The organism is Brachybacterium sp. p3-SID957 (assembly GCF_025144775.1).
GTDB lineage: Bacteria > Actinomycetota > Actinomycetes > Actinomycetales > Dermabacteraceae > Brachybacterium > Brachybacterium epidermidis.
The window spans coordinates 20974-44567 of sequence record NZ_JALXKT010000005.1 but is presented as its reverse complement, the minus strand read 5'-3'; the positions used below and the strand labels follow the sequence as shown (position 1 = coordinate 44567).

General features: G+C 71.5%; 22 protein-coding genes and 1 pseudogene. 9 read left to right on the top strand and 14 right to left on the bottom strand.

The window, feature by feature from the left end; translation table 11 throughout:
- Positions 1–12: 12 nt before the first annotated feature.
- Together galE and M3B01_RS01900 are read right to left on the bottom strand one after the other, a co-directional pair.
- Entirely contained in the window at positions 13–978 is a 966-nt protein-coding gene (galE, locus tag M3B01_RS01905; RefSeq protein WP_193865480.1) for a UDP-glucose 4-epimerase GalE, read from the bottom strand.
- 18 nt (positions 979–996) lie between these two features.
- Positions 997–2457: a GuaB1 family IMP dehydrogenase-related protein gene (locus tag M3B01_RS01900; protein WP_193865481.1), complete on the bottom strand. Its 1461-nt coding sequence runs from the start codon at positions 2455–2457 to the stop codon at positions 997–999.
- A gap of 110 nt (positions 2458–2567) precedes the next feature.
- Here M3B01_RS01900 and M3B01_RS01895 point away from each other — a divergent pair, with 110 nt between their 5' ends.
- Positions 2568–4733: an LCP family protein gene (locus tag M3B01_RS01895; RefSeq protein ID WP_259789165.1), complete on the top strand. Its 2166-nt coding sequence runs from the start codon at positions 2568–2570 to the stop codon at positions 4731–4733.
- Positions 4734–4746: 13 nt separating this feature from the next.
- Here the strand turns inward: M3B01_RS01895 and M3B01_RS01890 are convergent, their stop codons facing one another.
- Positions 4747–6189, bottom strand: coding sequence for a mycothione reductase (locus tag M3B01_RS01890; RefSeq protein ID WP_259789164.1), 1443 nt, complete (start codon positions 6187–6189; stop codon positions 4747–4749).
- A gap of 55 nt (positions 6190–6244) precedes the next feature.
- Here M3B01_RS01890 and M3B01_RS01885 point away from each other — a divergent pair, with 55 nt between their 5' ends.
- From M3B01_RS01885 to M3B01_RS01870, 4 genes and pseudogenes are all read left to right on the top strand, one after another.
- Entirely contained in the window at positions 6245–6433 is a 189-nt protein-coding gene (locus M3B01_RS01885; RefSeq protein WP_259789163.1) for a hypothetical protein, read from the top strand.
- Positions 6406–6798, top strand: a pseudogene (locus M3B01_RS01880) (ATP-binding cassette domain-containing protein); the annotation flags it as partial. The gene M3B01_RS01885 and the pseudogene M3B01_RS01880, both read left to right, overlap by 28 nt.
- A 48-nt stretch (positions 6799–6846) precedes the next feature.
- A complete protein-coding gene (locus M3B01_RS01875; RefSeq protein WP_259789162.1) occupies positions 6847–7611 on the top strand; it encodes an MBL fold metallo-hydrolase in 765 nt (254 codons plus the stop codon).
- Positions 7612–7630: 19 nt separating this feature from the next.
- The gene (locus M3B01_RS01870) at positions 7631–8521 is read left to right on the top strand and encodes a putative RNA methyltransferase (RefSeq protein ID WP_259789161.1); all 891 of its coding nucleotides are present in this window, start codon (positions 7631–7633) and stop codon (positions 8519–8521) included.
- Here M3B01_RS01870 and M3B01_RS01865 read toward each other — a convergent pair.
- On the bottom strand, positions 8478–8786 hold the full coding sequence (locus M3B01_RS01865; protein WP_259789160.1) for a hypothetical protein: 309 nt from the start codon (positions 8784–8786) through the stop codon (positions 8478–8480). The genes M3B01_RS01870 and M3B01_RS01865 overlap by 44 nt on opposite strands.
- A 193-nt stretch (positions 8787–8979) precedes the next feature.
- Here M3B01_RS01865 and M3B01_RS01860 point away from each other — a divergent pair, with 193 nt between their 5' ends.
- Positions 8980–10038 carry a 2,3-butanediol dehydrogenase gene (locus tag M3B01_RS01860; protein ID WP_259789159.1) on the top strand — a complete coding sequence of 353 codons (1059 nt, stop codon included), beginning with the start codon at positions 8980–8982 and terminating at the stop codon, positions 10036–10038.
- A 55-nt stretch (positions 10039–10093) separates the two neighbouring features.
- On the opposite strand, the gene hutH is transcribed toward M3B01_RS01860, so the two are convergent.
- From hutH to M3B01_RS01840, 4 genes are all read right to left on the bottom strand, one after another.
- Complete coding sequence (hutH, locus tag M3B01_RS01855) at positions 10094–11680, bottom strand: histidine ammonia-lyase (RefSeq protein WP_259789158.1); 1587 nt, start codon at positions 11678–11680, stop codon at positions 10094–10096.
- A gap of 68 nt (positions 11681–11748) precedes the next feature.
- Complete coding sequence (gene hutI, locus M3B01_RS01850) at positions 11749–13026, bottom strand: imidazolonepropionase (RefSeq protein ID WP_259789157.1); 1278 nt, start codon at positions 13024–13026, stop codon at positions 11749–11751.
- 83 nt (positions 13027–13109) lie between these two features.
- Complete coding sequence (locus M3B01_RS01845; protein WP_259789156.1) at positions 13110–13277, bottom strand: hypothetical protein; 168 nt, start codon at positions 13275–13277, stop codon at positions 13110–13112.
- 64 nt (positions 13278–13341) lie between these two features.
- Positions 13342–15024, bottom strand: coding sequence for a urocanate hydratase (locus M3B01_RS01840; RefSeq protein WP_259789155.1), 1683 nt, complete (start codon positions 15022–15024; stop codon positions 13342–13344).
- A 208-nt stretch (positions 15025–15232) separates the two neighbouring features.
- Here M3B01_RS01840 and hutG point away from each other — a divergent pair, with 208 nt between their 5' ends.
- Positions 15233–16249 carry a formimidoylglutamase gene (hutG, locus tag M3B01_RS01835; RefSeq protein WP_259789154.1) on the top strand — a complete coding sequence of 339 codons (1017 nt, stop codon included), beginning with the start codon at positions 15233–15235 and terminating at the stop codon, positions 16247–16249.
- 9 nt (positions 16250–16258) lie between these two features.
- On the opposite strand, the gene M3B01_RS01830 is transcribed toward hutG, so the two are convergent.
- From M3B01_RS01830 to sucC, 6 genes are all read right to left on the bottom strand, one after another.
- Positions 16259–17086 carry a hypothetical protein gene (locus M3B01_RS01830; protein WP_259789153.1) on the bottom strand — a complete coding sequence of 276 codons (828 nt, stop codon included), beginning with the start codon at positions 17084–17086 and terminating at the stop codon, positions 16259–16261.
- An 87-nt stretch (positions 17087–17173) separates the two neighbouring features.
- A complete protein-coding gene (locus tag M3B01_RS01825; protein ID WP_259789152.1) occupies positions 17174–18127 on the bottom strand; it encodes a C40 family peptidase in 954 nt (317 codons plus the stop codon).
- A gap of 189 nt (positions 18128–18316) precedes the next feature.
- A complete protein-coding gene (locus M3B01_RS01820; RefSeq protein ID WP_259789151.1) occupies positions 18317–19036 on the bottom strand; it encodes a metal-dependent transcriptional regulator in 720 nt (239 codons plus the stop codon).
- A gap of 111 nt (positions 19037–19147) precedes the next feature.
- Positions 19148–20029, bottom strand: a complete 882-nt coding sequence (locus M3B01_RS01815; RefSeq protein ID WP_259789150.1) for a CPBP family intramembrane glutamic endopeptidase — start codon at positions 20027–20029, stop codon at positions 19148–19150.
- Between the two features lie 160 nt (positions 20030–20189).
- A complete protein-coding gene (gene sucD / locus M3B01_RS01810; protein WP_193865496.1) occupies positions 20190–21077 on the bottom strand; it encodes a succinate--CoA ligase subunit alpha in 888 nt (295 codons plus the stop codon).
- Between the two features lie 11 nt (positions 21078–21088).
- On the bottom strand, positions 21089–22258 hold the full coding sequence (gene sucC / locus M3B01_RS01805) for an ADP-forming succinate--CoA ligase subunit beta (protein WP_193865497.1): 1170 nt from the start codon (positions 22256–22258) through the stop codon (positions 21089–21091).
- A 209-nt stretch (positions 22259–22467) separates the two neighbouring features.
- Between sucC and M3B01_RS01800 the strand changes: the two genes are divergently transcribed.
- A complete protein-coding gene (locus tag M3B01_RS01800; RefSeq protein ID WP_193865498.1) occupies positions 22468–22743 on the top strand; it encodes a hypothetical protein in 276 nt (91 codons plus the stop codon).
- Between the two features lie 52 nt (positions 22744–22795).
- On the top strand, positions 22796–23443 hold the full coding sequence (locus M3B01_RS01795; RefSeq protein ID WP_193865499.1) for a hypothetical protein: 648 nt from the start codon (positions 22796–22798) through the stop codon (positions 23441–23443).
- Positions 23444–23594 lie beyond the last annotated feature (151 nt).

Here is a 23594-nt window from a genome sequence, read left to right as displayed (position 1 = left end):
GGGACTGCGGGGTCAGCGCCCCTGACGGGCCTCCACGGCGGAGCGCACGATGTCGTCGAGGTCCTTGCTGGAGGACCAGCCCAGCGTCTGCTCGATCCGCTCGGTGGAGCAGATCAGGCGGGCAGGGTCGCCCGGGCGGCGCTCGCCCATCGTCGGGGTGAGCTCGGTGCCGAGGGCGCGGCCCACGGCTTCGATCACCTCGAGCACGCTGGAGCCGGTCCCGGTGCCCACGTTGAACACGCGGTGCGGGCGATCCTCGCCGCGCAGGTAGTCCAGGGCGGCGATGTGGGCGTCAGCCAGATCCAGCACGTGCACGTAGTCGCGGATGCAGGTGCCGTCCGGGGTGTCGTAGTCGTCGCCGAACACGATCGGGTCCCGCCCGGCCTCGACCGCGTCCAGGATGATGGGCACCAGGTTCATCACCAGCGTGTCGGCCAGGTCCGGCCAGCCGGCGCCGGCCACGTTGAAGTAGCGCAGCGCCACGGTGCGCATGCCGTGGGCCCGCTCGGCGTCCGCGAGCATCCATTCCCCCACGTACTTGGTGGCGCCGTACGGGTTGATGGGCTGGGGCTGCAGGTCCTCGGTCACCAGGTCCACGTCCGGCATCCCGTACACGGCGGCCGAGGAGGAGAACACCACGTCGCGCACCTCAGCGCTGGCGCAGGCGGCCAGCACGTTCGCGAGCCCCCCGATGTTGTCGTGCCAGTACATCTCCGGCTTCTGCACCGACTCGCCCACCTGCTTGTGCGCGGCGAAGTGGATGACCGAGTCGGCACCGCAGGCCCGCAGCTGGAAGGCCAGCTTGTCCACCGCGTCAGGACTGGTGACGTCCAGCTCCACCAGTTCGGCGCCCTCGGTGCGCTCGCGGAACCCGGTGGACAGGTCGTCCACCACGATCACGTGCTCCCCCCTCTTCAGAAGCAGTCGCACAACGTGCGATCCGATGTACCCGGCACCACCGATCACGAGAGTCGTCATGGCCACGAGCCTAGTCGCTCAGCTCCACGACGTGGCCACCGGACGGCCCTCCGCGTACCCGGCTGCGCTCTGCAGCCCGATCACGGCACGCTCGCGGAACTCCGCCAGGCTCAGCGCCCCCGCGTAGGTGCAGGAGGAGCGCACACCGGCGGTGATGGTGTCCAACAGGTCCTCGACCCCGCCGGCGCCGTCCTCGAGATACATGCGGGAGGTCGAGATGCCCTCTTCGAACAGGGACTTGCGGGCACGCGCGAAGGCGTCCTCCTTCGCGGTGCGGTTCGAGACGGCACGCTTGGAGGCCATCCCGAAGTTCTCCTTGTACCGGCGCCCACGCTCGTCGGCACGCATCTGCCCGGGCGACTCGTAGGTGCCGGCGAACCAGGAGCCGATCATCACGTTGGAGGCACCGGCGGCGAGCGCGAGCGCGACGTCGCGGGGATGGCGCACACCGCCGTCGGCCCAGATCCGAGCGCCCAGTTCCCGGGCCTGGGCGGCGCACTCGAGGACGGCGGAGAACTGAGGGCGGCCCACACCGGTCATCATGCGGGTGGTGCACATGGCACCGGGGCCCACGCCGACCTTGACGATGTCGGCCCCGGCCTCGATCAGCTCCCGGGTCCCCTCCGCGGTGACCACGTTGCCGGCCACCAGCCTCACGGGGGTGTCGGCCCGGTCGCCGAGCACGGAGCGGGCGGCGCGCAGGGCCTCGATCATGCGGTCCTGGTGACCGTGGGCGGTGTCCAGGACGATCACGTCCACGTCGGCGTCCAGCAGATCCTGCACGCGGGTGGGGACGTCGGCGTTGATCCCGACGGCGACCGCGGTGCGCAGGCGGTCCTGCGCGTCGGTGGCGGGGGTGTAGATCGTCGAGCGCAGCACACCGGTGGCGGTGAGGACACCGCGCAGCGTGCCATCGGCCTCGACCACCAGCGCGGCGTCGTGGTGCGTCGCGGCGATGCGGGAGTGCAGCTGGGCGGGCTCCATGGCGAGGTCCCCGGGGCCCAGGGTGAGCACGTCGGTGCTGACCACCCCACCGACGGCGCCGAAGGTGTCACGGCCCTGGGTCTCCTGGGCGGAGATGACGCCGAGGGGTCTGCGCTCGTCGTCGACCACCACCACGAGGCCGTGGGGCCGCTTGGGCAGCAGGGCATCGGCCTGCCCGAGGGTGCCGTCGGGCCCCAGGGTCAGCGGATGATCCACCAGCAGGTCCCGTGCCTTCACCGAGCGGACGATCGAGTCGATGCGATCCGGGGAGAGGTCCTGAGGCAGCACCGCCAGTCCGCCGCGCCGCGCCATCACCTCGGCCATGCGGCGCCCCGAGACCGCGGTCATGTTGGCGGCGATCAGCGGGATGGTGGTGCCGCTGCCGTCGTCGCTGGAGAGGTCGACGTCGAAGCGCGAGGTCACCGCCGAGCGGGACGGCAGGAAGAAGCAGTCGTCGTAGGTGAGGTCAGTGGAGGGGTCATGGAGCAGGCGCATGCGGCTCAGGATAGGCGGCGAGGCCCGGGACGGTGCGGATGCGGGACCTCCACCATGCCCTCACATGCCGGTGGCACGTGCATTGCGGCCATGAATCTAGGATGGGGCGCATGACGGACCCGTCCTCGAGCTCGTGGCGCAGGCGTCGTCGGGGCGGAAAGCACCAGGCTCCCGGACGGCGCTCCTCGCCCTCCCCGCTGTCCCCCGATGCGGCGCGGGCCAATCGCGAGGCAGCATTCGGCTCCACCCGCAAGGCCTGGGTGGGCACGCCGAGCACCGCGAACGCCTCACCGGACCCCGTTGCTGCGCCGGATCCCGCTGCCTCACCGGACCCCGCTGCCGCGCCGGATCCCGCTCCCCCGTCGGGCACCGCTGCGGAAGCGGCCCGGCCGGGGCCGACGACGCCCACCCCTGCTCCGACACCCGTGCCCGGATCGGAGGCGCCGCGCCATGGCCGTCGCGCCGCTCGCCCGCTCGCCGAGAGCCCGGCATCATCCGACCGGGCCGCACGGGAGACCGAGGACCACGACGCCTGGTCCTCCCCCGTTGCCGAGGCGTCCTTTGCTGGTGACGCGTCCCCCGCAGCCCACGCATCGACAGCGGCACGGCCGCCCCGGGACCGCGACGGCTCCCGCGCCTCACGCCCACCGAGCTCCCCGCAGTCCCCGTCGTCGTCGGGCCGACACGGTGCCCGCGCGGCCGAGCGCCCCGAGGGATCCCTGCCGACGGTGGCGTTCTGGACGGTGCTGACCTCCGTGGCCCCCGGCAGCGGCCTGCTCACCACCAGCCTGCGCCGCATCGGATGGGTGCTGCTGGGCATCATGGCCGTCGGCGCCCTCGCCGTCGGCGCCTGGCTGCTGCTGGGCGATCCCACGCGCTCCGGGCTGATGCTCCTGACGGACCGCACCGTCCTGGTGGGGCTGATGATCGCCGTCGCCCTGGTCGGCCTGGTCTGGGCGATCCAGATCGTGGTGGCGAACCTGGCGCACACCTCCCGGCAGCGCCTCCAGGGCGCCAAGCGGTACCTCGCCTTCGCGATCGCCGCCCTCATGGTGGTGGCCGTGGCCCTGCCCTTCGGCCGTGGCGTGCAGTCGCTGTGGGCGGCCCAGGGTCTGCTGGGCTCGGACACAGTGTTCGGCCAGGGCAACGGCTCCGGGCGCATCCAGAAGGGCAAGGACCCGTGGGCCGGCGTGGGCCGGATCAACATCCTGCTGCTGGGCCAGGACGCCGGCGATGACCGCACCGGCACCCGCCCCGACACGATCATGGTGGCCTCGGTGGACACCGAGTCCGGCCACACCGCCCTGTTCTCCATCCCCCGCAACCTCGAGCACGTGCGCTTCCCCGAGGACACCCCTGCCGCCGAGGTGTTCCCCGACGGCTTCCGCTACTTCGGTCGCAACCAGGACCTGATCAACGCCGTGTGGAGGTGGGCGGAGGACCGCCCGGACCTGTTCCCCGGGGATCCCGAGCCGGGCCTGACCGCCACCACCTGGGCCGTGGAGGAGACCCTGGGCCTGGAGATGGACTACTACGCGATGGTGAACCTGCAGGGTTTCGAGGACCTGGTGGACGCCATCGGCGGGGTGGACCTCGTGGTGGAGCGGCGCATCCCCATCGGCGGCGGCAGCGGCCCCATCGACGGCTACATCGAGCCCGGTGACCAGAAGCTCGACGGCTACCACGCCCTGTGGTACGCCCGGTCGCGTGAGGGCTCGGACGACTTCAACCGAATGTGCCGACAGCAGCGCATCGTGCGCGCGGTGGCGGAGGAGGCCGATCCGGCCACCGTCGCCATGTCGGTGCCGCGCCTGGTCACCGCCACCGAGAAGAACATCGCCACCGACATCCCGGTGCGGGACCTCGACGCGTTCGTGGAGCTCGCCCTGCGGATCAAGGAGGCCGGCTTCACCTCGTACCCGATCACCCAGGACGTCACCCCCAGCGGCGACCCCGACTGGGACTACCTGAAGGCCTGGGCCCAGGCATCGATCGAGGACTCGATGAAGCAGTCCCAGCCCGAGTCGGTCAAGGGCGAGACGGAGGCCGGCTCCACCGATCCGGCCCCCACCGGCGAGGCGCCCTCCGAGGAGGGCACCGACGGGACGGGCGAGGAGAGCCCGGAGGAGAGCCCCACCGAGGAGCCCACGGAGGACCCCACCTCGCAGGAGTCCACCGACGGTGCGGAGCCCACCGAGGAGCCCACCACGGAGAACCCCGAGATCGAACAGGACCCGCTGCAGTCCTGCCTGCCGGGCGCCGGCGAGGAGGGCTGAGAGCCGCTGGCTCTCAGTCGATGACCTGCAGCAGGGCGTTCTCGATCAGCTCCGGCATGGCTGGATGGATCCAGTACTGCGTGGCGGCGATGTCCCGGGCCGTCTGCCCGGTGCTCATCGCCTGGATCACCAGCTGGATGAGCGTGGTGGCCTCCGCTCCGATGATGTGCGCACCCAGGATCTCGGTGGTGGCCTCGTCCACGATGATCTTGGCGAAGCCGTCAGTGTCCTCCAGCGCCCAGCCGTAGGCGATGCCGGCGTAGCCCTGGTGGGCCACGCGGATGCTGCGCCCGCTCGCCTCGGCCCGCTCCCGGGCCGTTGACTCGTCCATCCCCACCCAGGCCACCTGCGGATCGGTGAACACCCCGCTGGGGATGGGCATCGTGTCCGAGCGGCGCAGGTCCTCCGGATGCAGCACGTTGTGCCGCACGATCTTCTGCTCGAAGTTGGCCACGTGCTTGAGCTGGTGCTCGCTGGAGACGTCGCCGAGCGCCCACACCCCCTCGAGCACCTCGCCGCCGGAGAGCACCCGCTGGTGGGCGTCCACCGCGATGCGGCCGTCGGGATGGGTGTCGATGCCGGCACGGTCCACCCTCAGCAGATCCGAATTGGGCATGCGACCGGTGGCGACCAGCAGCTCCTCGGCTCGCACCTCGTGCTCCTCGCCGTCGCGCAGTCCGCGCAGCACCACCCCGTCTGCCACGCGCTCGACAGAGGTGGTCGACATACCGGTGATCAGATGCAGCCGCTCCCCCAGCACCCGGGTGAGTCGCTCGGAGACCTCCGCATCGGTCTGCCGCAGTACACGGTCGGTGCGCGCGATCAGGGAGACCTCCACCCCGAGGGAGGCGAAGATGTGCGCCATCTCCACCGCCACCACACCGGATCCGAGGATCGCCAGGGAGGCCGGCAGCTGCTCGATCCGCATGATGGTGTCGGAGGTGTGGGGACGGGCGTCCTGGATCCCGTCGACCGGGGGGAAGGAGGGGCGCGAGCCGGCACCGATCACGATGGTGTCAGCAGTGATCTCCTGCTCGGTGCCGTCCTGGAGGGTGGCGGTCAGGGAGTGTGCGCCCGTGAAGGCGGCGGTCCCGCGCAGCAGGGTGAGGTTGTCGTTATCCGGGTGGGAGTCGCGGTACTGCTGGCCGCCGGAGCTGATCGCGTCCAGGCGGCCGAAGATGCGATCACGGACGGCGGGCCAGTCCACGTGCCGCAGGGCTGCGGTGACGCCGAAGCGCGCTGATTCCGCGGGGGCATGGGCGAGGTCCGCGGTGTGCACCAGCATCTTGGTGGGGATGCAGCCCAGGTTCAGGCAGGTACCGCCGAACACGTGCTGGGGGCCCACCCCGCGGTCGATCTGGACGATGCTGCGGCCTGCGAACTCCGGCCCCGGGAAGGAGTTCGCAGAGCCGGAGCCGATCAGGGCGATGTCGAAGTGCTGCGCGTCGGTGCTCACCCACCCAGGCTACGCGGGCAGGGCGTGCTGCGCGGGCGCGCCGTACAGTGAGCGCGTGACCCTCCCCGCAGAACAGCGCTGCCCCTCCGTCTGCTCGTCCCCCACAGGCCACCCCGCTGACTCCCATGACCTGATCCGCGTGCGCGGCGCGCGGGAGAACAATCTGCAGGACATCTGCGTGGACCTGCCGAAGCGTTGCCTGACGGTGTTCACCGGGGTCTCCGGCTCCGGCACGTGGGCCTGAGCTACCTGACCATCGGACAGCCCCTGACCACCCTCTCCGGAGGTGAGCGGCAGCGCCTGAAGCTCGCCACCCACATGGGCGACAAGGGCGGGGTGTACGTGCTCGACGAGCCCACCACCGGACTGCACCTGGCTGATGTGGAGGCGCTGCTGGGCCTGCTGGACCGCCTGGTGGACTCCGGCAAGACGGTCATCGTGATCGAGCACCACCAGGCCGTGATGGCCCACGCCGACTGGATCATCGACCTGGGCCCCGGCGCCGGGGCCGAGGGCGGCCGCATCGTGTTCGAGGGCACCCCCGCCCAGCTGGTGGCCGATGCCTCGACGCTGACCGGTAAGCACTTGCGCGAGTACGTCGGCGGCTGAGACTCGGCGAACGGTGAGCACCGAGGCGGCCCGTGCCATGGTGGGGGCATGCGCATCCACCACCTGAACTGCGGCACCCTCACCCCGCCGGGAGAGTCGATGGTGTGCCATGTGCTGCTGCTCGAGGTGGGGCGGCACCTGGTGCTGGTGGACACCGGGTTCGGCAGCGCGGACGTGCGGGCACCGGGCCGCCTGGGCCCGGTGCGGCACCTGCTGCGGCCGGCCCTGCGCCCGGAGGAGACCGCTGTTGCGCGGACCCGCGCCCTGGGACTGGACCCCGCTGCGGTCTCCGATGTGGTGCTCACCCACGGCGACCTCGACCATGCCGGTGGCCTCGTGGACCTACCGCATGCCCAGGTCCATCTGCTCGCGGCCGAGCATCGCGCCATCCGGCATCCGCGCGGGCTGCTGGAGGCCCAGCGGTACCGCCCCTCCCAGTGGGCGCACGGTCCGCGGATCACACCGCACCGGCCCGGAGCCGTGCGCTGGAAGGGCTTCGAGGGATGCGTGGACCTGTCGGCGGTGGCGCCCGGGATGCTGCTGGTGCCGATGCCCGGGCACACCGCCGGTCATGCCGGGGTGGCGATCCCCACCGGCAGCGGCTGGCTGCTGCATGCCGGGGACGCCTTCCACTCGGCCCTCTCCCTGCGGGAGGGCTCGAGCCGTCTCGATGTGCGCGTGCGGCAGGGGCTGCTGGCGCACGACGAGCCCGCCCTGCGCAGCACCCAGCGCAGGCTGGGTGCCCTGGCCCGCAGAGACCCCGCAGTGCAGATCATCAACAGCCACGACCGAAAGCTGTGGGAGCAGGCGTAGCCGGGCGTACGCTGGAGCGATGCCTGCTCCCCCCGGTGTCCGCGCCCTGCCCTCCGCCCTGACCGCGGTGCTGGACCTGCTGCGCTGCCCCCGCTGCGGGGAGCAGCTGGCCCCGGTCGACGGCTCCCTGCGCTGCCCGGCGCGGCACACCTTCGACGTGGCGCGGGCAGGCTATGCCTCCCTGCTCACCGGCACCGCAGCGACCAGCGGGGACGACGACGAGATGGCGCGGGCCCGGGACAGGTTCCTCGACAGCGGCGTCTACGCACCGATCCGCGACCTGATCACCGAGCTGGTGGTCGGCCATGCGGAGGCGCGCAGTGCCGAGGGTGGTTCTCCCACGGTGCTGGACGTGGGCTGCGGCACGGGCTACTACCTGGCCGGGGTGCTGGAGCGCCTGTCCTCGGCCCGAGGGCTGGGGCTGGACACCTCCACCCGAGCCCTGCGGTTCGCGGCCCGCGCCCATGAGCGTGCCGCCGCGGCCAGCTGGGACGTGTTCGCCCCGTTCCCGCTGCGGGACACCTGCGTGGAGGTGCTGCTGGACGTGTTCGCCCCTCGCAACCCGACCGAGTTCGCACGGGTGCTGATGCCCGGGGGCGTCTTGGTGGTGGTGCGGCCCGCACCGGACCACCTCGCCGAGCTGCGTGAGGTGGTCCCCGGGATGGTCTCCCTGGACCCGCACAAGGAGCAGCGCCTGCACCGGGTGCTGGATCCCCTGTTCAGCACGGAGCGCACCGAGGAGCTGCGCTACCCCGTGGACCTCTCGACAGCTTCCGCCCGTGATCTGGTGCGGATGACGCCCAGTGCCCGCCACGTCGACGCCGAGCAGCTCGAGGCCTCGGTGCCATCGGACATGACGGTGACCGTCAGCGTGGTGGCGAGCTCCCATCGGGTGCTGCCGGGGGGTTGAGCGCCCTGTAGGGGCTCAGCGTCAGGGCCGTGCGGTCCCGGGCCTCGAGCAGGGAAACGACGACTGCCTGCACAGCGTGCAGATCGCCGGTGTCCCAACGGTACGCAGCCCAGTCCCCGCCGCCGTGCAGAGCAAGGCCATAGTTGTGCACCGCCGAGGTCAGCATGCACAGCACGGACATGATCTGCAGGGCACGCAGCAGCCGACGGATCGGCAGGGAACGTTCCCTGCACACTATTGCGGCACCGATATCGCTCGAGGTCACCCGCCCTCCACCGTACGGTCCGGTGTCGGGCCGCGTCCCATGGCCGTGGTCACGGGATGTGCATGCCCGGTCGCGCGCCACGACGTGAGACGGCCCGGGACGAAAGCAATCGCCGCGATGATGCAGGCCACATAGGCTGGCGCTGCAGGACAACGACGACCTGCCTGTCTCTCTACGACCCTGAGGAGGCCCCGTGCGTGCAGTGCGTTATTACGGCAAGGAAGACGTTCGCTTGGAGGAGGTGCCCGCGCCCGAGCTGCTGCCCGGCACCGTGCGTATCACTCCGGCATTCACCGGGATCTGCGGATCCGATCTTCACCTGTACTTCGATGGCCCGATCCCGCCGGCACCGGCCGATTCTCCGCATCCGATCTCCGGTGAGCAGCTGCCGGTGGTCTTCGGGCATGAGTTTTCCGGCACGATCACCGAGGTGGGTGAGGGCGTTGAGGGGCTCGCCATCGGTGACAACGTCGTCGTGGAGCCGCTGATGGTGTGCGGCCAGTGCCCGCCGTGCAACGCGAACCGATACAACCTGTGCGAGAAAATGGGGTTCATCGGGATCTCCGGTCGCGGTGGCGGGCTCGCCGAGCAGATCGTCACCGAGCAGCGTTTCGTGCACCCGATCGGTGATCTGCCTCTGGACCAGGGTGCTCTCATCGAGCCGCTGGCGGTCGGCATGCATGCCGTCAAGCACGCCGGCGTGGTTGACGGCGGCACCGCGGTGATCGGTGGCGCTGGCCCGATCGGGCTGCTCACCGCCGCGATCCTCAAGGCCCGAGGGATGCGGGTCGTCATGAGCGAGGTCTCCGCGGCCCGCAAGGATATCGCCCGGTCCACCGGCGTCGCTGACCTGGTCGTCGATCCGAGTGAGCAGGACCTGCCCGCGGTGGTACGCGAGTTCACCGATGGCGTCGGCGCAGACGTCGCCTTCGACGCGGCCGGGATCAAGCCGGTGGTCGACGCCCTGCTGGCCTCACTGCGCCCCGGCGGGCGCCTCGAGGTCGTCGCGATCCATGTCAGCCCGGTGGAGCTGGACCTCACCGGCCAGCTGATCATGGGCGACAAGGTCATCGGCGGCTCCATCGGCTACGCCAACGACCACGTGGAGGCCATCGAGCTGGCCCGCAGCGGTGCTGTGGACCTCTCGAAGTTCATCACCCGGAAGATCTCAGTCGATGACATTGTCGAGGACGGCTACAAGCGCCTTCGCGACCACGGCGAGACCGAGGTGAAGATCCTCGTGCACATGTGATCTCTGTGCATCCCCGCTGATCAGGGCCCGGTCAGAGGACCGGGCCCTGATGTGCTCAGCGCAGCTGGCCCGTAACGCTCTGAACGGCCTCGAGCACGGAGCCGTCGGCCAGGCGCGACTCTGCCTCCGCGATGTCGGGCGCGAGGAACGTGTCAGGACCCGGCCCGTCGACCGTGCCGCGCAGCACCGCGATCGCGGCCGCACCTGCGGCCGACGGGGCAAGTGGTGCGCGCAGGTCGCAGGCGCGGGCAGCGGTGAGCAGCTCGATGGCGAGCACCCGGCGCAGATTCTCCACCGCGGTGCGCAGCTTGCGGGCCGCGTGCCAGCCCATGGACACGTGGTCCTCCTGCATCGCCGAGGAGGGGATCGAGTCCACGCTGGCCGGCATGGCCAGGCGCTTCATCTCCGAGACCAGGGCAGCCTGGGTGTACTGGGCGATCATGAAGCCGGAGTCCACGCCGGGGTCGTCGGCCAGGAACGGCGGCAGCCCGTGGGAGCGGGCCTTGTCGAGCATGCGGTCGGTGCGGCGCTCCGCGATGGAGGCGAGGTCCGCGGCCACCACGGCCAGGAAGTCCAGCACGTAGGCCACCGGTGCGCCGTGGAAGTTCCCGTTGGAGGTGACGGTGCCGTCCTCGAGCACCACGGGGTTGTCGATGGAGGCGGCCAGCTCGCGCTCGGCGACGGTGCGGGCATGGTCCAGGGTGTCCCGCACCCCGCCGGCCACCTGCGGGGCACAGCGCAGGGAGTAGGCGTCCTGGACCCGTGACCCCTCGGCGGCCACGTCGGCGATGATCGGTGACCCCTGCAGGAGGTCCAGGATGTTGGCGGCCGATGCCGCCTGTCCCGGGTGGGGGCGCAGCGGCGTGTGCAGCTCGGGCCGGAACACGCTGTCGCGGCCCCGCAGGCCCTGCACCGTCAGCGAGCAGGTGACGTCGGCGATCCGCACCAGTTCGTCGAGGTCGGCGATGGCCATCAGGAGCATCCCCAGCATCCCGTCGGTGCCGTTGACCAGCGCCAGCCCCTCCTTCTCCGCCAGCTCGATCGGTTCGATGCCGGCCTCGGCCAGCAGCTCGCGCACGGGGCGCTCCTCGCCGGCGCGATCCCGGGCGCGGCCCTCTCCCATGAGCACCAGTGCGCAGTGGGACAGCGGGGCCAGGTCCCCGGAACAGCCCAGGGAGCCGTACTCGTGGACGATGGGGGTGATGTGCGCGTTCAGCAGCGCCAGCATGGTCTCCAGCACGACGGGCCTCACGCCGGTGCGGCCGGAGGCGAGGGTGCGGGCACGCAGCAGCATCAGCGCACGCACCACCTCGGTCTCCACCTCTGGGCCGGCGCCGGCCGCATGGGAGCGGATCAGGGAGCGCTGCAGGGCGCCCCGCATGCCCGGGTCGATGGCGGTGTCGGCGAGCGCCCCGAAGCCCGTGGAGACCCCGTACACCGGGGCATGGCCGGGAGCCGCCAGGGCATCCACGTGGGCGCGCACCCGGGCCACTTCGTCCCGGGCCGCGGGGTCGAGGTCCACGCGGGCGCCGCGGCGGGCGACGGCGAGGACGTGACCTGCCGTGAGGCCGGCGGTGCCGAGGGTGACGACGGGGGGCTCGGAGGCGGCGGAGGGGTTCGGGGAGGCGTTCGTCGAGGTCATGGGAACTCCTGTGTCGGGTGGGGATGGGCGGGCCCGTCCAAGGGCCGTACCGGGGTGAGTGAGGGAGATCAGAGGACGCGTGTCCCGCGCCGCCACACCGCATGGGTGAGCGGCATGCCGGGGCGGTAGGCGAGGTGGATCGCGGCGGGGGCATCGAGCACGTGCAGGTCCGCCCGGGCACCGACGCCGAGGTGTCCCACGTCGTTGCGGCGCAGGGCGAGGGCGCCGCCGCGGGTGGCGGCGCGCACGGCCTCGGCGAGGGTGAGCCGCATCTGCAGCACCGCGGTGGCCACGCAGAACGCCAGGGAACTGGTGTAGCTGGTACCGGGGTTGCAGTTCGAGGCGATCGCGAGCTGGGCCCCGGCCTCGAGCAGTTCTCGGGCGGGGGCCAGGGGCGCGCGGGTGGAGAGGTCGCAGGCCGGCAGCACGGTCGCCACAGTGGGCCCGGTCCGGGCATCCAGCACACCGGGCTCCTCGCCCGGCGCGACGGGCAGAGCCGCGGTCGCGGCGAGGGCGTCGACGTCGGCGGGATCGAGGTGGTTGAGGTGATCGACGCTCGCCGCCCCCAGAGCGCACGCCAGCTGCACACCGCCGGTGCGGCCAAGCTGGTTGCCGTGCACCCGCAGGCCCAGGCCCGCGTCGGCGCCGGCGCGCAGCACCCGCGTGGACTGCTCGGGATCGAAGGCGCCGTCCTCGCAGAACACGTCGATCCAGCGCAGGGCGGGTCCCGCCGCGTCCTGCACGGCCTCGAGCATGGGGCCGGCCACCAGGTCCACGTACTCCTCGCCCCGGCCCTCGAACTCGCCGGGCACCAGGTGGGCACCGAGGTAGGTGATCTCGTCGATCTCGCCTGCGGCATGGAGCTGGGCCAGCAGGCGGGCTGCCCGGGCCTCCTCGTCCACTGTGAGGCCGTACCCGGTCTTGGTCTCCGAGCACGTGGTGCCGCCGCGCACGGCCTCGGTGATCCGGCTGCGCACCAGGGCCAGCAGCTCCTCGTCACGCGCGGCGCGAGTCGCCCCGGTGGTCACGGCGATGCCACCGGCGGCGTAGGACTCCCCTGCCATCCGCGCCTCGAACTCGGCGGAGCGGTCCCCGGCGAACACCAGGTGGGTGTGAGAGTCCACCCAGCCCGGCAGCACGGCCCGGCCCCCGAGGTCCACCTGGTCGTCGGCCGCGGGGGCCTCGGGGGCAGGTCCGATCCAGGCGATGTGGCCGGAGTCGATCACCACGGCTGCATCGCGGAGCAGCTGTCCGTCGGACATGCCTCGCGGTGGCGCGGACGGGTCCTCGAGGGCGGGGTCGAAGGTCCAGAGCTCGGAGATCCCGGTGATGAGGGTGGCGGCCATGCACCGAATCTACGGACTGCACGCTGGGGCCATGGCGGCCTCCTCGGAGAACTGTCCGAGGTACCGGACTACGGGCGAGACCCTCAGGGGCTCCCCACGCCGTCACCGATCCCATGGCGCTGCAGGAATCCCGGGTCCTCGGTGCGTCCGACGGTGGTCCGCCCGAAGGTCTCCCGGTACTCGTCGTAGGCCATGGTGACTGTCTTGGGAGCGTTGGGGCCGCCCGGCCCCCAGGGCTTGGTCACCGTCACGGTGCCGGCCTCCCGGTCCACGGCTGTGCCCCCGGTGAGAGGTCGGACCAGCAGGCCCGCGGGCTCAGTCCCTCGCCCGGGCCTGCATCGGCACCCGCACCCCGCGCTCCCGGGCCACGTCCGCGGCGCGGGAGTAGCCGGCATCCACGTGCCGGATCACGCCCATGGCCGGGTCGTTGGTGAGCAGGCGGTCCAGCTTCTGGGCGGCCAGATCGGTGCCGTCGGCCACGCCCACCTGCCCGGCGTGGATGGAGCGGCCGATGCCCACGCCGCCGCCGTGGTGGATCGACACCCAGGTGGCGCCGGAGGACGTCGCGGTCAGGGCGTTCAGCAGGGGCCAGTCGGCGATGGCGTCGGAGCCGTCGAGCATGCCCTCGGTCTCGCGGTACGGGGACGCGACCGAGCCGGAGTCGAGGTGGTCGCGGCCGATCACGATCGGGGCCTTCACCTTCCCCTCCCGCACCAGCTCGTTGAACCACAGCCCCGCGCGGTGCCGCTCGCCGTAGCCCAGCCAGCAGATCCGAGCCGGCAGTCCCTCGAACTCCACCAGCTCCCCGGCGGCGTCCAGCCAGCGGTGCAGGTGCTCGTTCTCGGGGAACAGCTCCTTCAGTGCCGCGTCGGTGACGGCGATGTCCTCCGGATCCCCCGAGAGCGCCACCCAGCGGAAGGGGCCCAGGCCCTCGCAGAACAAGGGGCGGATGTAGGCGGGCACGAAGCCGGGGAAGGAGAAGGCGCGGTCGTATCCGGCGTGGCGGGCCTCGTCGCGGATGGAGTTGCCGTAGTCGAACACCTCGGCACCCTGGTCCTGGAACTCCACCATGGCCTGCACCTGCCGGGCCATCGACTCGCGGGACTTCTTGGTGAAGCCCTCCGCATCGGCCTCGGCCTCCGCCTGCCAGTTCTCCACGTCCACTTCGACGGGGAGGTAGGACAGGGGATCGTGGGCGCTGGTCTGGTCGGTGACCACGTCGATGCGGATCTCGCCTTTGCACTGCCGCTCCAGCAGGGCGGGGAACACCTCGGCGGCATTGCCCACGATGCCGATGGAGAGGGCGCGCTTCTCGTCCCGGGCACTGGTGGCGCGGGCGATCGCGTCGTCAAGGTCGTCCGCGATCACATCGAGGTAGCGCTTGGAGCGGCGGCGCTCCAGGCGGGAGCGGTCCACGTCGGCGATCAGGCACACCCCGCCGTTCAGGGTGACGGCCAGGGGCTGTGCCCCGCCCATGCCTCCGCAGCCCCCGGTGAGGGTGATGGTGCCGGCCAGGGTGCCCTCGAAGCGCTTGCGGGCCACGGCCGCGAAGGTCTCATAGGTGCCCTGCAGGATGCCCTGGGTGGCGATGTAGATCCAGGACCCGGCGGTCATCTGGCCGTACATCATCAGGCCCTCGGCCTCGAGCCGACGGAACTCCGGCCAGGTGGCCCAGTCCCCCACCAGGTTGGAGTTGGCCAGCAGCACCCGCGGGGCCCAGGGGTTGGTGCGCAGCACTCCGACGGGCTTGCCGGACTGCACCAGCAGCGTCTCGTCGTCCTCGAGGTCCCTCAGGGTCGCAACGATCGCGTCGTACGCCTCCCAGGAGCGGGCGGCGCGGCCGGTGCCACCGTAGACCACCAGGTCATCGGGCCGCTCGGCCACCTCAGGGTCGAGGTTGTTCATCAGCATCCGCAGCGGGGCCTCTGTCTGCCAGCTCTTCGCGGTCAGATCGGTGCCGCGGGGGGCGCGAACGGGGCGGGCGCCGGGAAGGCTCATGGTGTGCTCCTGGGTCTGGGAGGTCGCTGCAGTGGGACCCCTTCAGCACAGCATGTCCCCGAGCACCGGGTGAGTGCTCCAGCCCGGAGCCGTCCGGGATCTCGGACAGTCGGGGGGGATGCGGCCCGGCCTCAGGGACCGCAGGTGCCACCATGGGAACAGCGGCACCCCGTCGCTTCGACCCCACGCACCCGGAGGACCGCCGCCGATGGACGACCACAGCGCCCCTGTTCCGCTCCGCGCCTGGACCGGCCGCGTCGACGGCGAGGGTCCTGATCACGCCCGGTGGCACCAGCGGGTGCGGCCCGCCCAGCGGACCCGGGGGAGCTCCGCACCGCACGTCGCGGTGGTCGGCTTCCGCACCGACGAGGGCGTGCGCCGCAACGGCGGTCGGACGGGCGCTGCCCACGGACCCGAGGCCCTGCGCTCCGCCCTGGCTCCGATGGTCCCGCACCCGAGCATCGCCCGCGGCGACGTACAGCTGGTGGACCACGGGGACGCGGTCACCGTGGGCGAGGACCTGGAGACCGGCCACCGCGACGCCGCGGCGATGATCGCCTCCGCGCTCGGCGCTCCTGGCTCCCTGCTCACGGTGGTGCTGGGCGGGGGGCACGAGACCGCCTGGGCCTGCTACCTGGGACTGGTCAGCTCCCACGGCGTCGGCACCGACGCCCCCGAAGCGCGACCCCGCTGGGGCGTGCTGAACCTCGATGCGCACTTCGACCTGCGACGGGAGGACCGTGCCACCTCCGGCACCCCGTTCCTGCAGATGGCCGAGGCCGAGAGGGCCGCTGGGCGGGACCTCATCTACGCGGTGCTCGGCATCTCGGAGGCGTCCAACACCGGCGCACTGTTCGACACCGCTCGCGAACTGAGCGTGCGCTGGCTGACCGACCTGGAATGCCTGGACGGCGGGACAGGCGCCGTGCAGAGCTTCGTGGAGGAGGTCGTCGAGGATCTGGACGTCCTCTACCTCACCATCGACCTGGACGTGCTGCCTGCAGCGGCTGCCCCCGGTGTGAGCGCCCCGGCGGGACTGGGCGTACCGCTGCCGCTGATCGTCACGGCGGTCCGTGCTGCCGCGGCGAGCGGGAAGCTCGCCCTGATCGACGTGGTGGAGTTGAATCCCGGCCTCGACGTCGACTCCCGCACCGCCCGCACAGCGGCCCGGCTGATCGACCTGGCAGTGCGGCAGCATCTGACAGCAGCACCGACCGACGTCTGAGGCCGGCCCTCACGCGCTGCGGCGCAGGCCGATCAGCACCAGGCCGACGGCCATCACCAGTGCGCCCACCCCGAGCATGATCACCCCCTGCGGCATCACCTCGGTGGTGAACTTCTCCTGGAACACCTGCACGATCGGGCCGACGAACACGGCTTGATCGACGCTGTCGGGCACCACGTCCTCGATGCGGGTGGCCAGCAGCCACACCGCCCCTCCGGCGAGGATGCCGCCCACCCCGGCAAGGGTGAGCATCGTGCGGCGGTGCGCTGCGACGGTGAGCGCGACCAGGAGCAGCAGCAGCGCGGCCGGCCCCAGCCGGTGCGCCCACGGGGAGAGCGAGGCGGCCTTCGCCAGCAGCGGGACATCGGGGATGGTGGCCAGGGTGACGGTGGCGTCCTCCGGCCGGGCGACGGTGATGCCCAGGGGGAGGTGATCCTCGATGCCGCTGAGAATGGCGTCGATGGCGGGCCCCAGGTCCACGTCCAGGTCCGATGCCCCGGGGCTGAACAGCGCACCGTGCAGCTCGCGCATGGTCACATCCCAGACACTGCCGTACACCTCGGTCCCGGTGATCCGCGCGGCCTGCTCCTCCGCCAAGGGCGTGACACGCTCGGTGATCCAGTCCGGCACGCGCTCATCCCCCAGGATCTGCGCGACGGCGCTGTCGGTGAGGGTGCGCTGGAACGCAGGGTCATCGGCCAGCGGCTCGGTGACCGCGAGGAAGCCCTCCTGCTCGATGACCGTCCGGTCCAGCCACGCAGCCGGGATCCACAGGGCGCCCAGCACGGTCGCGATCAGCAGCAGAGCGGCGGCGAGGAGGTCACGGGCGGAGGACACGTGCCCACGGTACCCGGCGCAGCCGCCCGGGAATGGGAGCGGCCCTGCATCCGGGAGGGGTGCAGGGCCGTGTGCGGGTGGGCTGGATCAGCCGCCGATGCGGATGAAGGTCCAGTTCCCGGAGTAGATGTTGCGCTCGGAGGTGTCCACGCGCGTGTTGCCCGCGTCGACGAACATGTTGCCGCCGGCGTAGATCCCGATGTGGCCGGGCTTGTAGACGAGGTCGCCGGGGCGGGCCTCGGAACGCGGGATCACGCGCCCGGCAGCGGCCTGATCGGCCGCACCGCGGGGGAGGCTGATGCCGTGCTGGGCGTACACCCACTGCACGAAACCGGAGCAGTCCCAGCCGGACGGGCTGGTGCCGCCGTAGACGTACGGGGTGCCGATGCCGCTGCGAGCGGTCGCCAGGATGGAGCTGCCCTTGCCCGGGGAGATGCCCGAGTCGGAGGACTGCTTCTGCTCCTGCTTCTCCTCACGCGGCGCCTCGGACCGGTCGTTGGAGCGGGAGGAGCGGCTCTCACCCTCGGAACGACGCTCCTCGCTTGACTCCTCGCCGTCCTCGTTGCGATCCTCGCGGTTCTCGCTGCGGTCCCCACGGCTCTCGCTGCTGTCCTCACGGCTCTCGCTGCTGTCCTCGCGGCTCTCGCTGCTGTCCTCGCGCTCGGAGCGGTCCACGGAGTGCTCCTGCTCGTCCTGGTCCTCCACCACCGGCTCCGGCTCGGGCTCCGGCTCCGGCTCGGGAAGGACGATCGAGATCGCACCGGCGGCGGGGGCCAGGGACGGGGCGGCCTCGGCCTCGTCGGCCACATCGGCGCTGGGGATGCCGACGGCCGGGGCGACCACGGGAGCCAGCACGGCCGCGGCGGCGGCGTCGGCCTGCGGGGCAGGCGCCTCGGCGTTCGGCTCAGCGGTCGCGGCAGTGGCACCGCCGAGCAGGATCCCGGCTGCCATCGCGGCGCCGGCGGCAGCGCGGCCTGCGCGCACGGCGGGGGTCACCGTACGCACGTCGCGACGGTGGGTGTTCTTCGCAGTGTTCGACACGTGTGGCTCCCAGCCCCGAGGCTCTCGCCTGTGCGCTCGATGATGCTCGCAGTCCGGATCCGGCGCGCAACGGGGCCTGCCGGTGGACATGCCGGGCGAGGTCGCCGCGGCACGGGTACGACGATAGGTGCGCATGAGCGGGACCGTCCGTGTCCCGGGCCGCTTCTGGGGCAGACCTTGACGGAGGCTTTACTCCGTTGCGATCGGGGTCACAAGGAGCTGACCAGCGATGACGTCGGAGAGGGTGACAGCGGCACCGGACTCGGCCCGGAGCACCACGTCTCGCCCCTGCCGCCATACCTCCGCCCTGGCGTCGGGATACAGCTCATGACGTGCAAGTTCTCCGAGCAGCTCGATGTCGCTCTGGGCGCGCTCACCGATGCGGCGCAGCTGGACCGGCGTGGGCCGGTCGTCCGTGGCGACCTCGGAGAGCACCATGGGCGCGTTGGCCTTGTCTTTACCCTCCGGGGTGACCGCGGTCTCCGAGATCCCCAGGTCGCTCAGGCCGGGGATGGGGTTGCCGTAGGGATCGACGTACGGCGGCTGCAGCTGCTGGGCGATGCGGCGCTCCACCTCGAGGCTCATCACGTGCTCCCAGCGGCAGGCCTCCTCGTGCACCAGGGCGAAGTCCAGGCCGATGACGTCGAGCAGGTGCCGTTCGGCCAGGCGGTGCTTGCGCATCACCACCGTGGCGAGCTCCCGCCCCTCGTCGGTGAGTCGGATCCGTCGCTCGTCGTCCAGGTGCAGCAGCCCGTCGCGCTCCATGCGCGCCACGGTCTGCGAGACCGTCGGCCCCGAGTGCCCCAGCCGCTCGGCGATCCGGGCCCGCATCGGCACCACCCCGGCCTCGCGCAGCTCGAACACCGTCTTGAGGTACATCTCGGTGGTGTCGATCAGATCGCCGCTCACAGCCCCTCCTTCGCGCCCGGTCCGCCGCGTGGCAGTGACGAGTCTATCCGCGCACTCGCCACGGAGCCTGTTCGGGCAGGCGCGCGGCACGACCCCGGGCCGCCGCGGGCTTCAGGCGAGCTGGCCCAGCAGGTGCAGGACCACCGCGAGGCCGTTGAGGAGCACGTGCGCCAGCACGCACACCCACAGGCGTCGCCAGCGCGACCAGAGCACGCCCAGCGCGATCCCCGTCGTCCCCTGCAGGGCGATCACCCGCACGGCGCTCTCCCCCAGGGGGCCAACCCGGTGCGAGAACAGATGCATCAGGCCGAACAGCAGGGAGGCCAGCAGGATCCCCGTCCATCGGCCGCACAGGGCCTCCAGCCGGGTCTGCAGGAAGCGTCGGAACAGCAGCTCCTCCCCCAGTCCGGCGGTGATCGCCGTGGCCGTCGCCCCGACCACGAGGGTCGCCAGCGGCGGCCAGACCGTCGGGGACCCGCTGGAGAAGGGGCCGACAGTCGAGAGGACGCCGAGCAGCAGTGCCGGCAGTACGACCACCGCCGGGTGGACGCTCGGCCGGTGGATCTCCACCCCGGCGCCATGGCGCCTGGCCGAGGACCAGAGCCACACGCACGGCACCACGATGAACATCAGGGCCTTGAGCAGGACGTAGTCCTCCGGCAGCGGCAGCACCGGCACCAGCAGCGAGAACCCAACGGCCAGAGCGAGCAGCCCGGCTGTCTGCGCCCGCACCCGGCCCGGCTGCGTCACCAGCACCGCCGAGGAGCCCTGGCCCGCCGGCAGCAGCAGCGCCGCAGCGATGCACAGCATGGCCGGCACCAGCAGCACCAGCACCGGCATCGGCCGGTACCCGGGGTCCATGGAGACAGTGACGCCGTCGGGGAACAGCAGGACCGAGGCGAGGACGGCACCCAGGACGACGGAGCCGAGCACGACGATGGCCCAGCCGCTGTCGGGCCGGGGATCGCTCGTGGGCGAGATGCAGTTGATCATGGGACCAGCCTCCGCGAGATCCGCGCGTCGCGCCTCCTGCGCGAGGAGGAGATCCCCGCACGCACGGCGCTCGGGGCCCGGATGCACCGCGCCCCGGGTCCCGCTCGGGGATCCGGGGCGCCGCGCGCTCACGGCTTTCAGGCCGCAGGAGCCGTCGGGATCAGAGACCCTTGATGATCTCCCGCATCAGCTCGGCGGTCTCGGTGGGGGTCTTGCCCACCTTGACGCCGGCGGCCTCGAGGGCCTCCTTCTTGGCCTGCGCGGTGCCGGCCGAGCCGGTGACGATCGCGCCGGCGTGGCCCATGGTCTTGCCCTCGGGGGCGGTGAAGCCCGCGACGTAGCCGACCACCGGCTTGGTCATGTTCTCCTGGATGTACGCCGCGGCACGCTCCTCGGCATCGCCGCCGATCTCGCCGATCATCACCACCCCGACGGTGTCGGGGTCCTGCTCGAACGCCTCCAGGGCGTCGATGTGGGTGGTGCCGATGATTGGGTCGCCACCGATGCCGATGCAGGTGGTGAAGCCGATGTCCGAGAGCTCATACATCATCTGGTAGGTCAGGGTGCCGGACTTGGAGACCAGGCCCAGCTTGCCCGCGCCGGTGATGTTCGCGGGAGTGATGCCGGCGTTGGACTTGCCGGGGCTGATCACGCCCGGGCAGTTCGGGCCGATGATCCGGGTGGTGCCCTTCTCCTGGGAGTAGTTGAAGAATTCGGCGCTGTCCTTGACCGGGATGCCCTCGGTGATGATCACCAGGAGCGGGATCTCGGCGTCGATCGCCTCGATCGCGGCGTCCTTGGCGAACTTCGGGGGCACGAACACGACGGAGACGTTCGCGCCGGTGGCCTCCATGGCCTCCTTGACGGTGCCGAAGACCGGCACCTCGTGGCCGCCGTCGAAGGAGACCGACTGGCCGGCCTTGCGGGGGTTCACGCCGCCGACGATGGCGGTGCCGGAGTCGAGCATGCGCTGGGAGTGCTTCATGCCCTCCGAGCCCGTCATGCCCTGGACGATGACCTTGCTGTTCTCATCGAGAAAGATAGACATGGGGGTGCTGCTCACTTTCCTTCGGCGGCGAGCTGGGCGACCTTCGCGGCGCCGCCGTCCATGGTGTCGGCCTGGGTGACGAGGGGATGGGCGAAGTCGGCGAGGATGCGGCGGCCCTCCTCGACGTTGTTGCCGTCGAGGCGCACCACCAGAGGCTTGGTGGCGGAGTCGCCGAGCTTCTTCAGCGCGCCCACGATGCCGTTGGCCACCGCATCGCACGCGGTGATGCCACCGAAGACGTTCACGAACACGGCGGAGACCTGCTCGTCGCCGAGGATCACGTCCAGGCCGTTGGCCATCACCTCGGCGGAGGCACCGCCGCCGATGTCCAGGAAGTTGGCGGGCTTGACGCCGTGCTGCTCACCGGCGTACGCGACCACGTCGAGGGTGGACATGACCAGGCCCGCGCCATTGCCGATGATGCCGACCTCGCCGTCGAGCTTGACGTAGTTGAGGTCCAGCGCCTTGGCCTTGGCCTCCAGGGGATCCTCGGTGAGGGTGTCCACCAGTTCGCCGTGCCCCTCCTGGCGGTAGGCGGCGTTGTCGTCCAGCGTGACCTTGCCGTCCAGGGCGATGATGTCACCTGCACCGGTCTTGACCAGCGGGTTGACCTCCACCAGGGTGGCGTCCTCCTCGCGGTACACGTCCCACAGCTTCTGCAGCACGGGGGCGACCTTCGCGCCGGTCTCGGCGTCGAACCTGGCGGTCTCGACGATCTCCTTCGCCTTGGCCTCGTCGATGCCGACGTTCGGGTCCACGGCCACGCGGGCCAGGGCCTCGGGGCGCTCGACGGCCAGCTGCTCGATCTCCATGCCGCCCTCGACCGAGCACATGGCGAGGTAGTTGCGGTTGGTGCGGTCCAGCAGCAGGGAGAAGTAGTACTCCTCGGCGATGTCCGCACCCTCGGCGATCATCACGCGGTGCACGGTGTGGCCCTTGATGTCCATGCCCAGGATCCGGGAGGCGTGCTGCTCGGCCTCCTCGGGGGACTTCGCGACCTTCACGCCGCCGGCCTTGCCGCGCCCTCCCACCTTGACCTGGGCCTTGACGACGGTGACCGGTGTGCCGAGCTGCTCCGCTGCAGCCTTGGCGCTGGCAGGATCCTCCGCGACCACTCCTCCGAGCACGGGCACGCCGTGCTTCTCGAAGAGGTCGCGGGCCTGGTACTCATACAGGTCCACGGGTTGGGGGTCCTCTCGTTATCGACAGAGGACGGCAGGCCGCGCTCCGGCCTCGGGGCCGTCCCAGGTGACGGAGCCAGACTACCGTCGCCAGAGCAATGAGCGAACCGGCTGCCCCGTCGCGGACGGGCCCGTCCGGAACGGGACGCAGCACCGCACGGCGTTCCTCGACGAACGCTTCGGTGAGGCACGGGCACTACAGTGGGCCCGTGCCTCGCCGTCGAACTCTCACCCAGCGCATCCGCGACACCCTCGGCTTCAGTGTGGTCGCGATCCTCGTGCTGTTCCTCATCCTGCGCGTGGCGGGTGTGCGCTCCACCTTCTCGAGCTTCTTCCTCTCGGTGGTGATCACGATCGCGCTGAACGTGGGGCTGTCGTACTGGAACGAGAGCTCAGCCCGTCGGCGCGCGCAGCAGGACCGCTCGTACGACGACCGCGGTCGACGGGACGCCGACATCCGCTGGCGGGAGGACGACCGCCGCTAGCTCCCTTGCATGACAGGGGCGCACCGTTCCACTACCGGGCCGAGGAGAGTCGATGGCCGACTGGAAGACCTACGCGAAGGCCGCGCGCAACACGGCGCGTCGTCAGGCGCAGAGCGCGTCGCGCCCCGCACGGGACCGACGGCACCCTGCCGACCGGGACCATCCCCGCCCCCCGTCGAACCGCTCGGGAAGCGAGTCGAACCGCTCGGGGCGCGACCGGGCCCGCGATGACGCTCCTCGCCGACGGCCCCTGAGCACCGGCGACTATGCGCGCGCGGCGCGTCGAGCCCTGGACGAGGGCACCCGTGAGAGCCGCGACTCCCTGCGTCGCAGCAGCGCGCGCGCCCGGAAGGATGCCGCCGCCTACGCCGTGGTGGCCGAGCGCCGCATGCGCAGGGCCCAGGTGGGGCGCCGCGTGACGGCCGCCTTCCGCGATGCAGTGCTGATGGGGCTGTCCCTGTTCATCATCTGGTTCGTGGTCACCCGCACCGGTGTGCAGATCCCCTTCACCGCCGTCCTCGCGGTGGTGGGGGTGATCGTCGTGGTCCGCTTCGGCTGGGCCCTGGTCGCGCAGTTCACCACCCAGCACGAGGCGGGCCCGGAGAACGTCGACGACGAGCCCCGGGAATACGAGCCGACACGCGACCCACGGGATGCGTCCGCAGCACCACGCACCGAGCGGCAGCACCGCAGCAGCTGACGCTCCGGCAGGACGATATGACATCGTGACGCGACCTGACGTGATCTTCGTCGGATCCGGGCCCGCTGCCTCGTCCCCGGAGCCCTCGCGCCTCTAGCCTGGCGGGGCCAGCAAGCCCATTGTGCGCCGGGTCGGCCCGGCGCCGTGGTCA

Bases quoted from the DNA above. Each gene is read 5' to 3' on its own strand.
- M3B01_RS01840 (WP_259789155.1), bottom strand. From the start codon at position 15,024: ATGAGCCTTCCCGGCGCCCGCCCCGTTCGCGCCCCCCGCGGCACCGAT.
- M3B01_RS01870 (WP_259789161.1), top strand. From the start codon at position 7,631: ATGCCTGCTCCCCCCGGTGTCCGCGCCCTGCCCTCCGCCCTGACCGCG.
- hutI (WP_259789157.1), bottom strand. From the start codon at position 13,026: ATGGCCGCCACCCTCATCACCGGGATCTCCGAGCTCTGGACCTTCGAC.
- sucD (WP_193865496.1), bottom strand. From the start codon at position 21,077: ATGTCTATCTTTCTCGATGAGAACAGCAAGGTCATCGTCCAGGGCATG.
- M3B01_RS01895 (WP_259789165.1), top strand. From the start codon at position 2,568: ATGACGGACCCGTCCTCGAGCTCGTGGCGCAGGCGTCGTCGGGGCGGA.
- M3B01_RS01900 (WP_193865481.1), bottom strand. From the start codon at position 2,457: ATGCGCCTGCTCCATGACCCCTCCACTGACCTCACCTACGACGACTGC.
- galE (WP_193865480.1), bottom strand. From the start codon at position 978: ATGACGACTCTCGTGATCGGTGGTGCCGGGTACATCGGATCGCACGTT.
- M3B01_RS01795 (WP_193865499.1), top strand. From the start codon at position 22,796: ATGGCCGACTGGAAGACCTACGCGAAGGCCGCGCGCAACACGGCGCGT.
- M3B01_RS01875 (WP_259789162.1), top strand. From the start codon at position 6,847: ATGCGCATCCACCACCTGAACTGCGGCACCCTCACCCCGCCGGGAGAG.
- hutH (WP_259789158.1), bottom strand. From the start codon at position 11,680: ATGACCTCGACGAACGCCTCCCCGAACCCCTCCGCCGCCTCCGAGCCC.
- M3B01_RS01815 (WP_259789150.1), bottom strand. From the start codon at position 20,029: ATGATCAACTGCATCTCGCCCACGAGCGATCCCCGGCCCGACAGCGGC.
- hutG (WP_259789154.1), top strand. From the start codon at position 15,233: ATGGACGACCACAGCGCCCCTGTTCCGCTCCGCGCCTGGACCGGCCGC.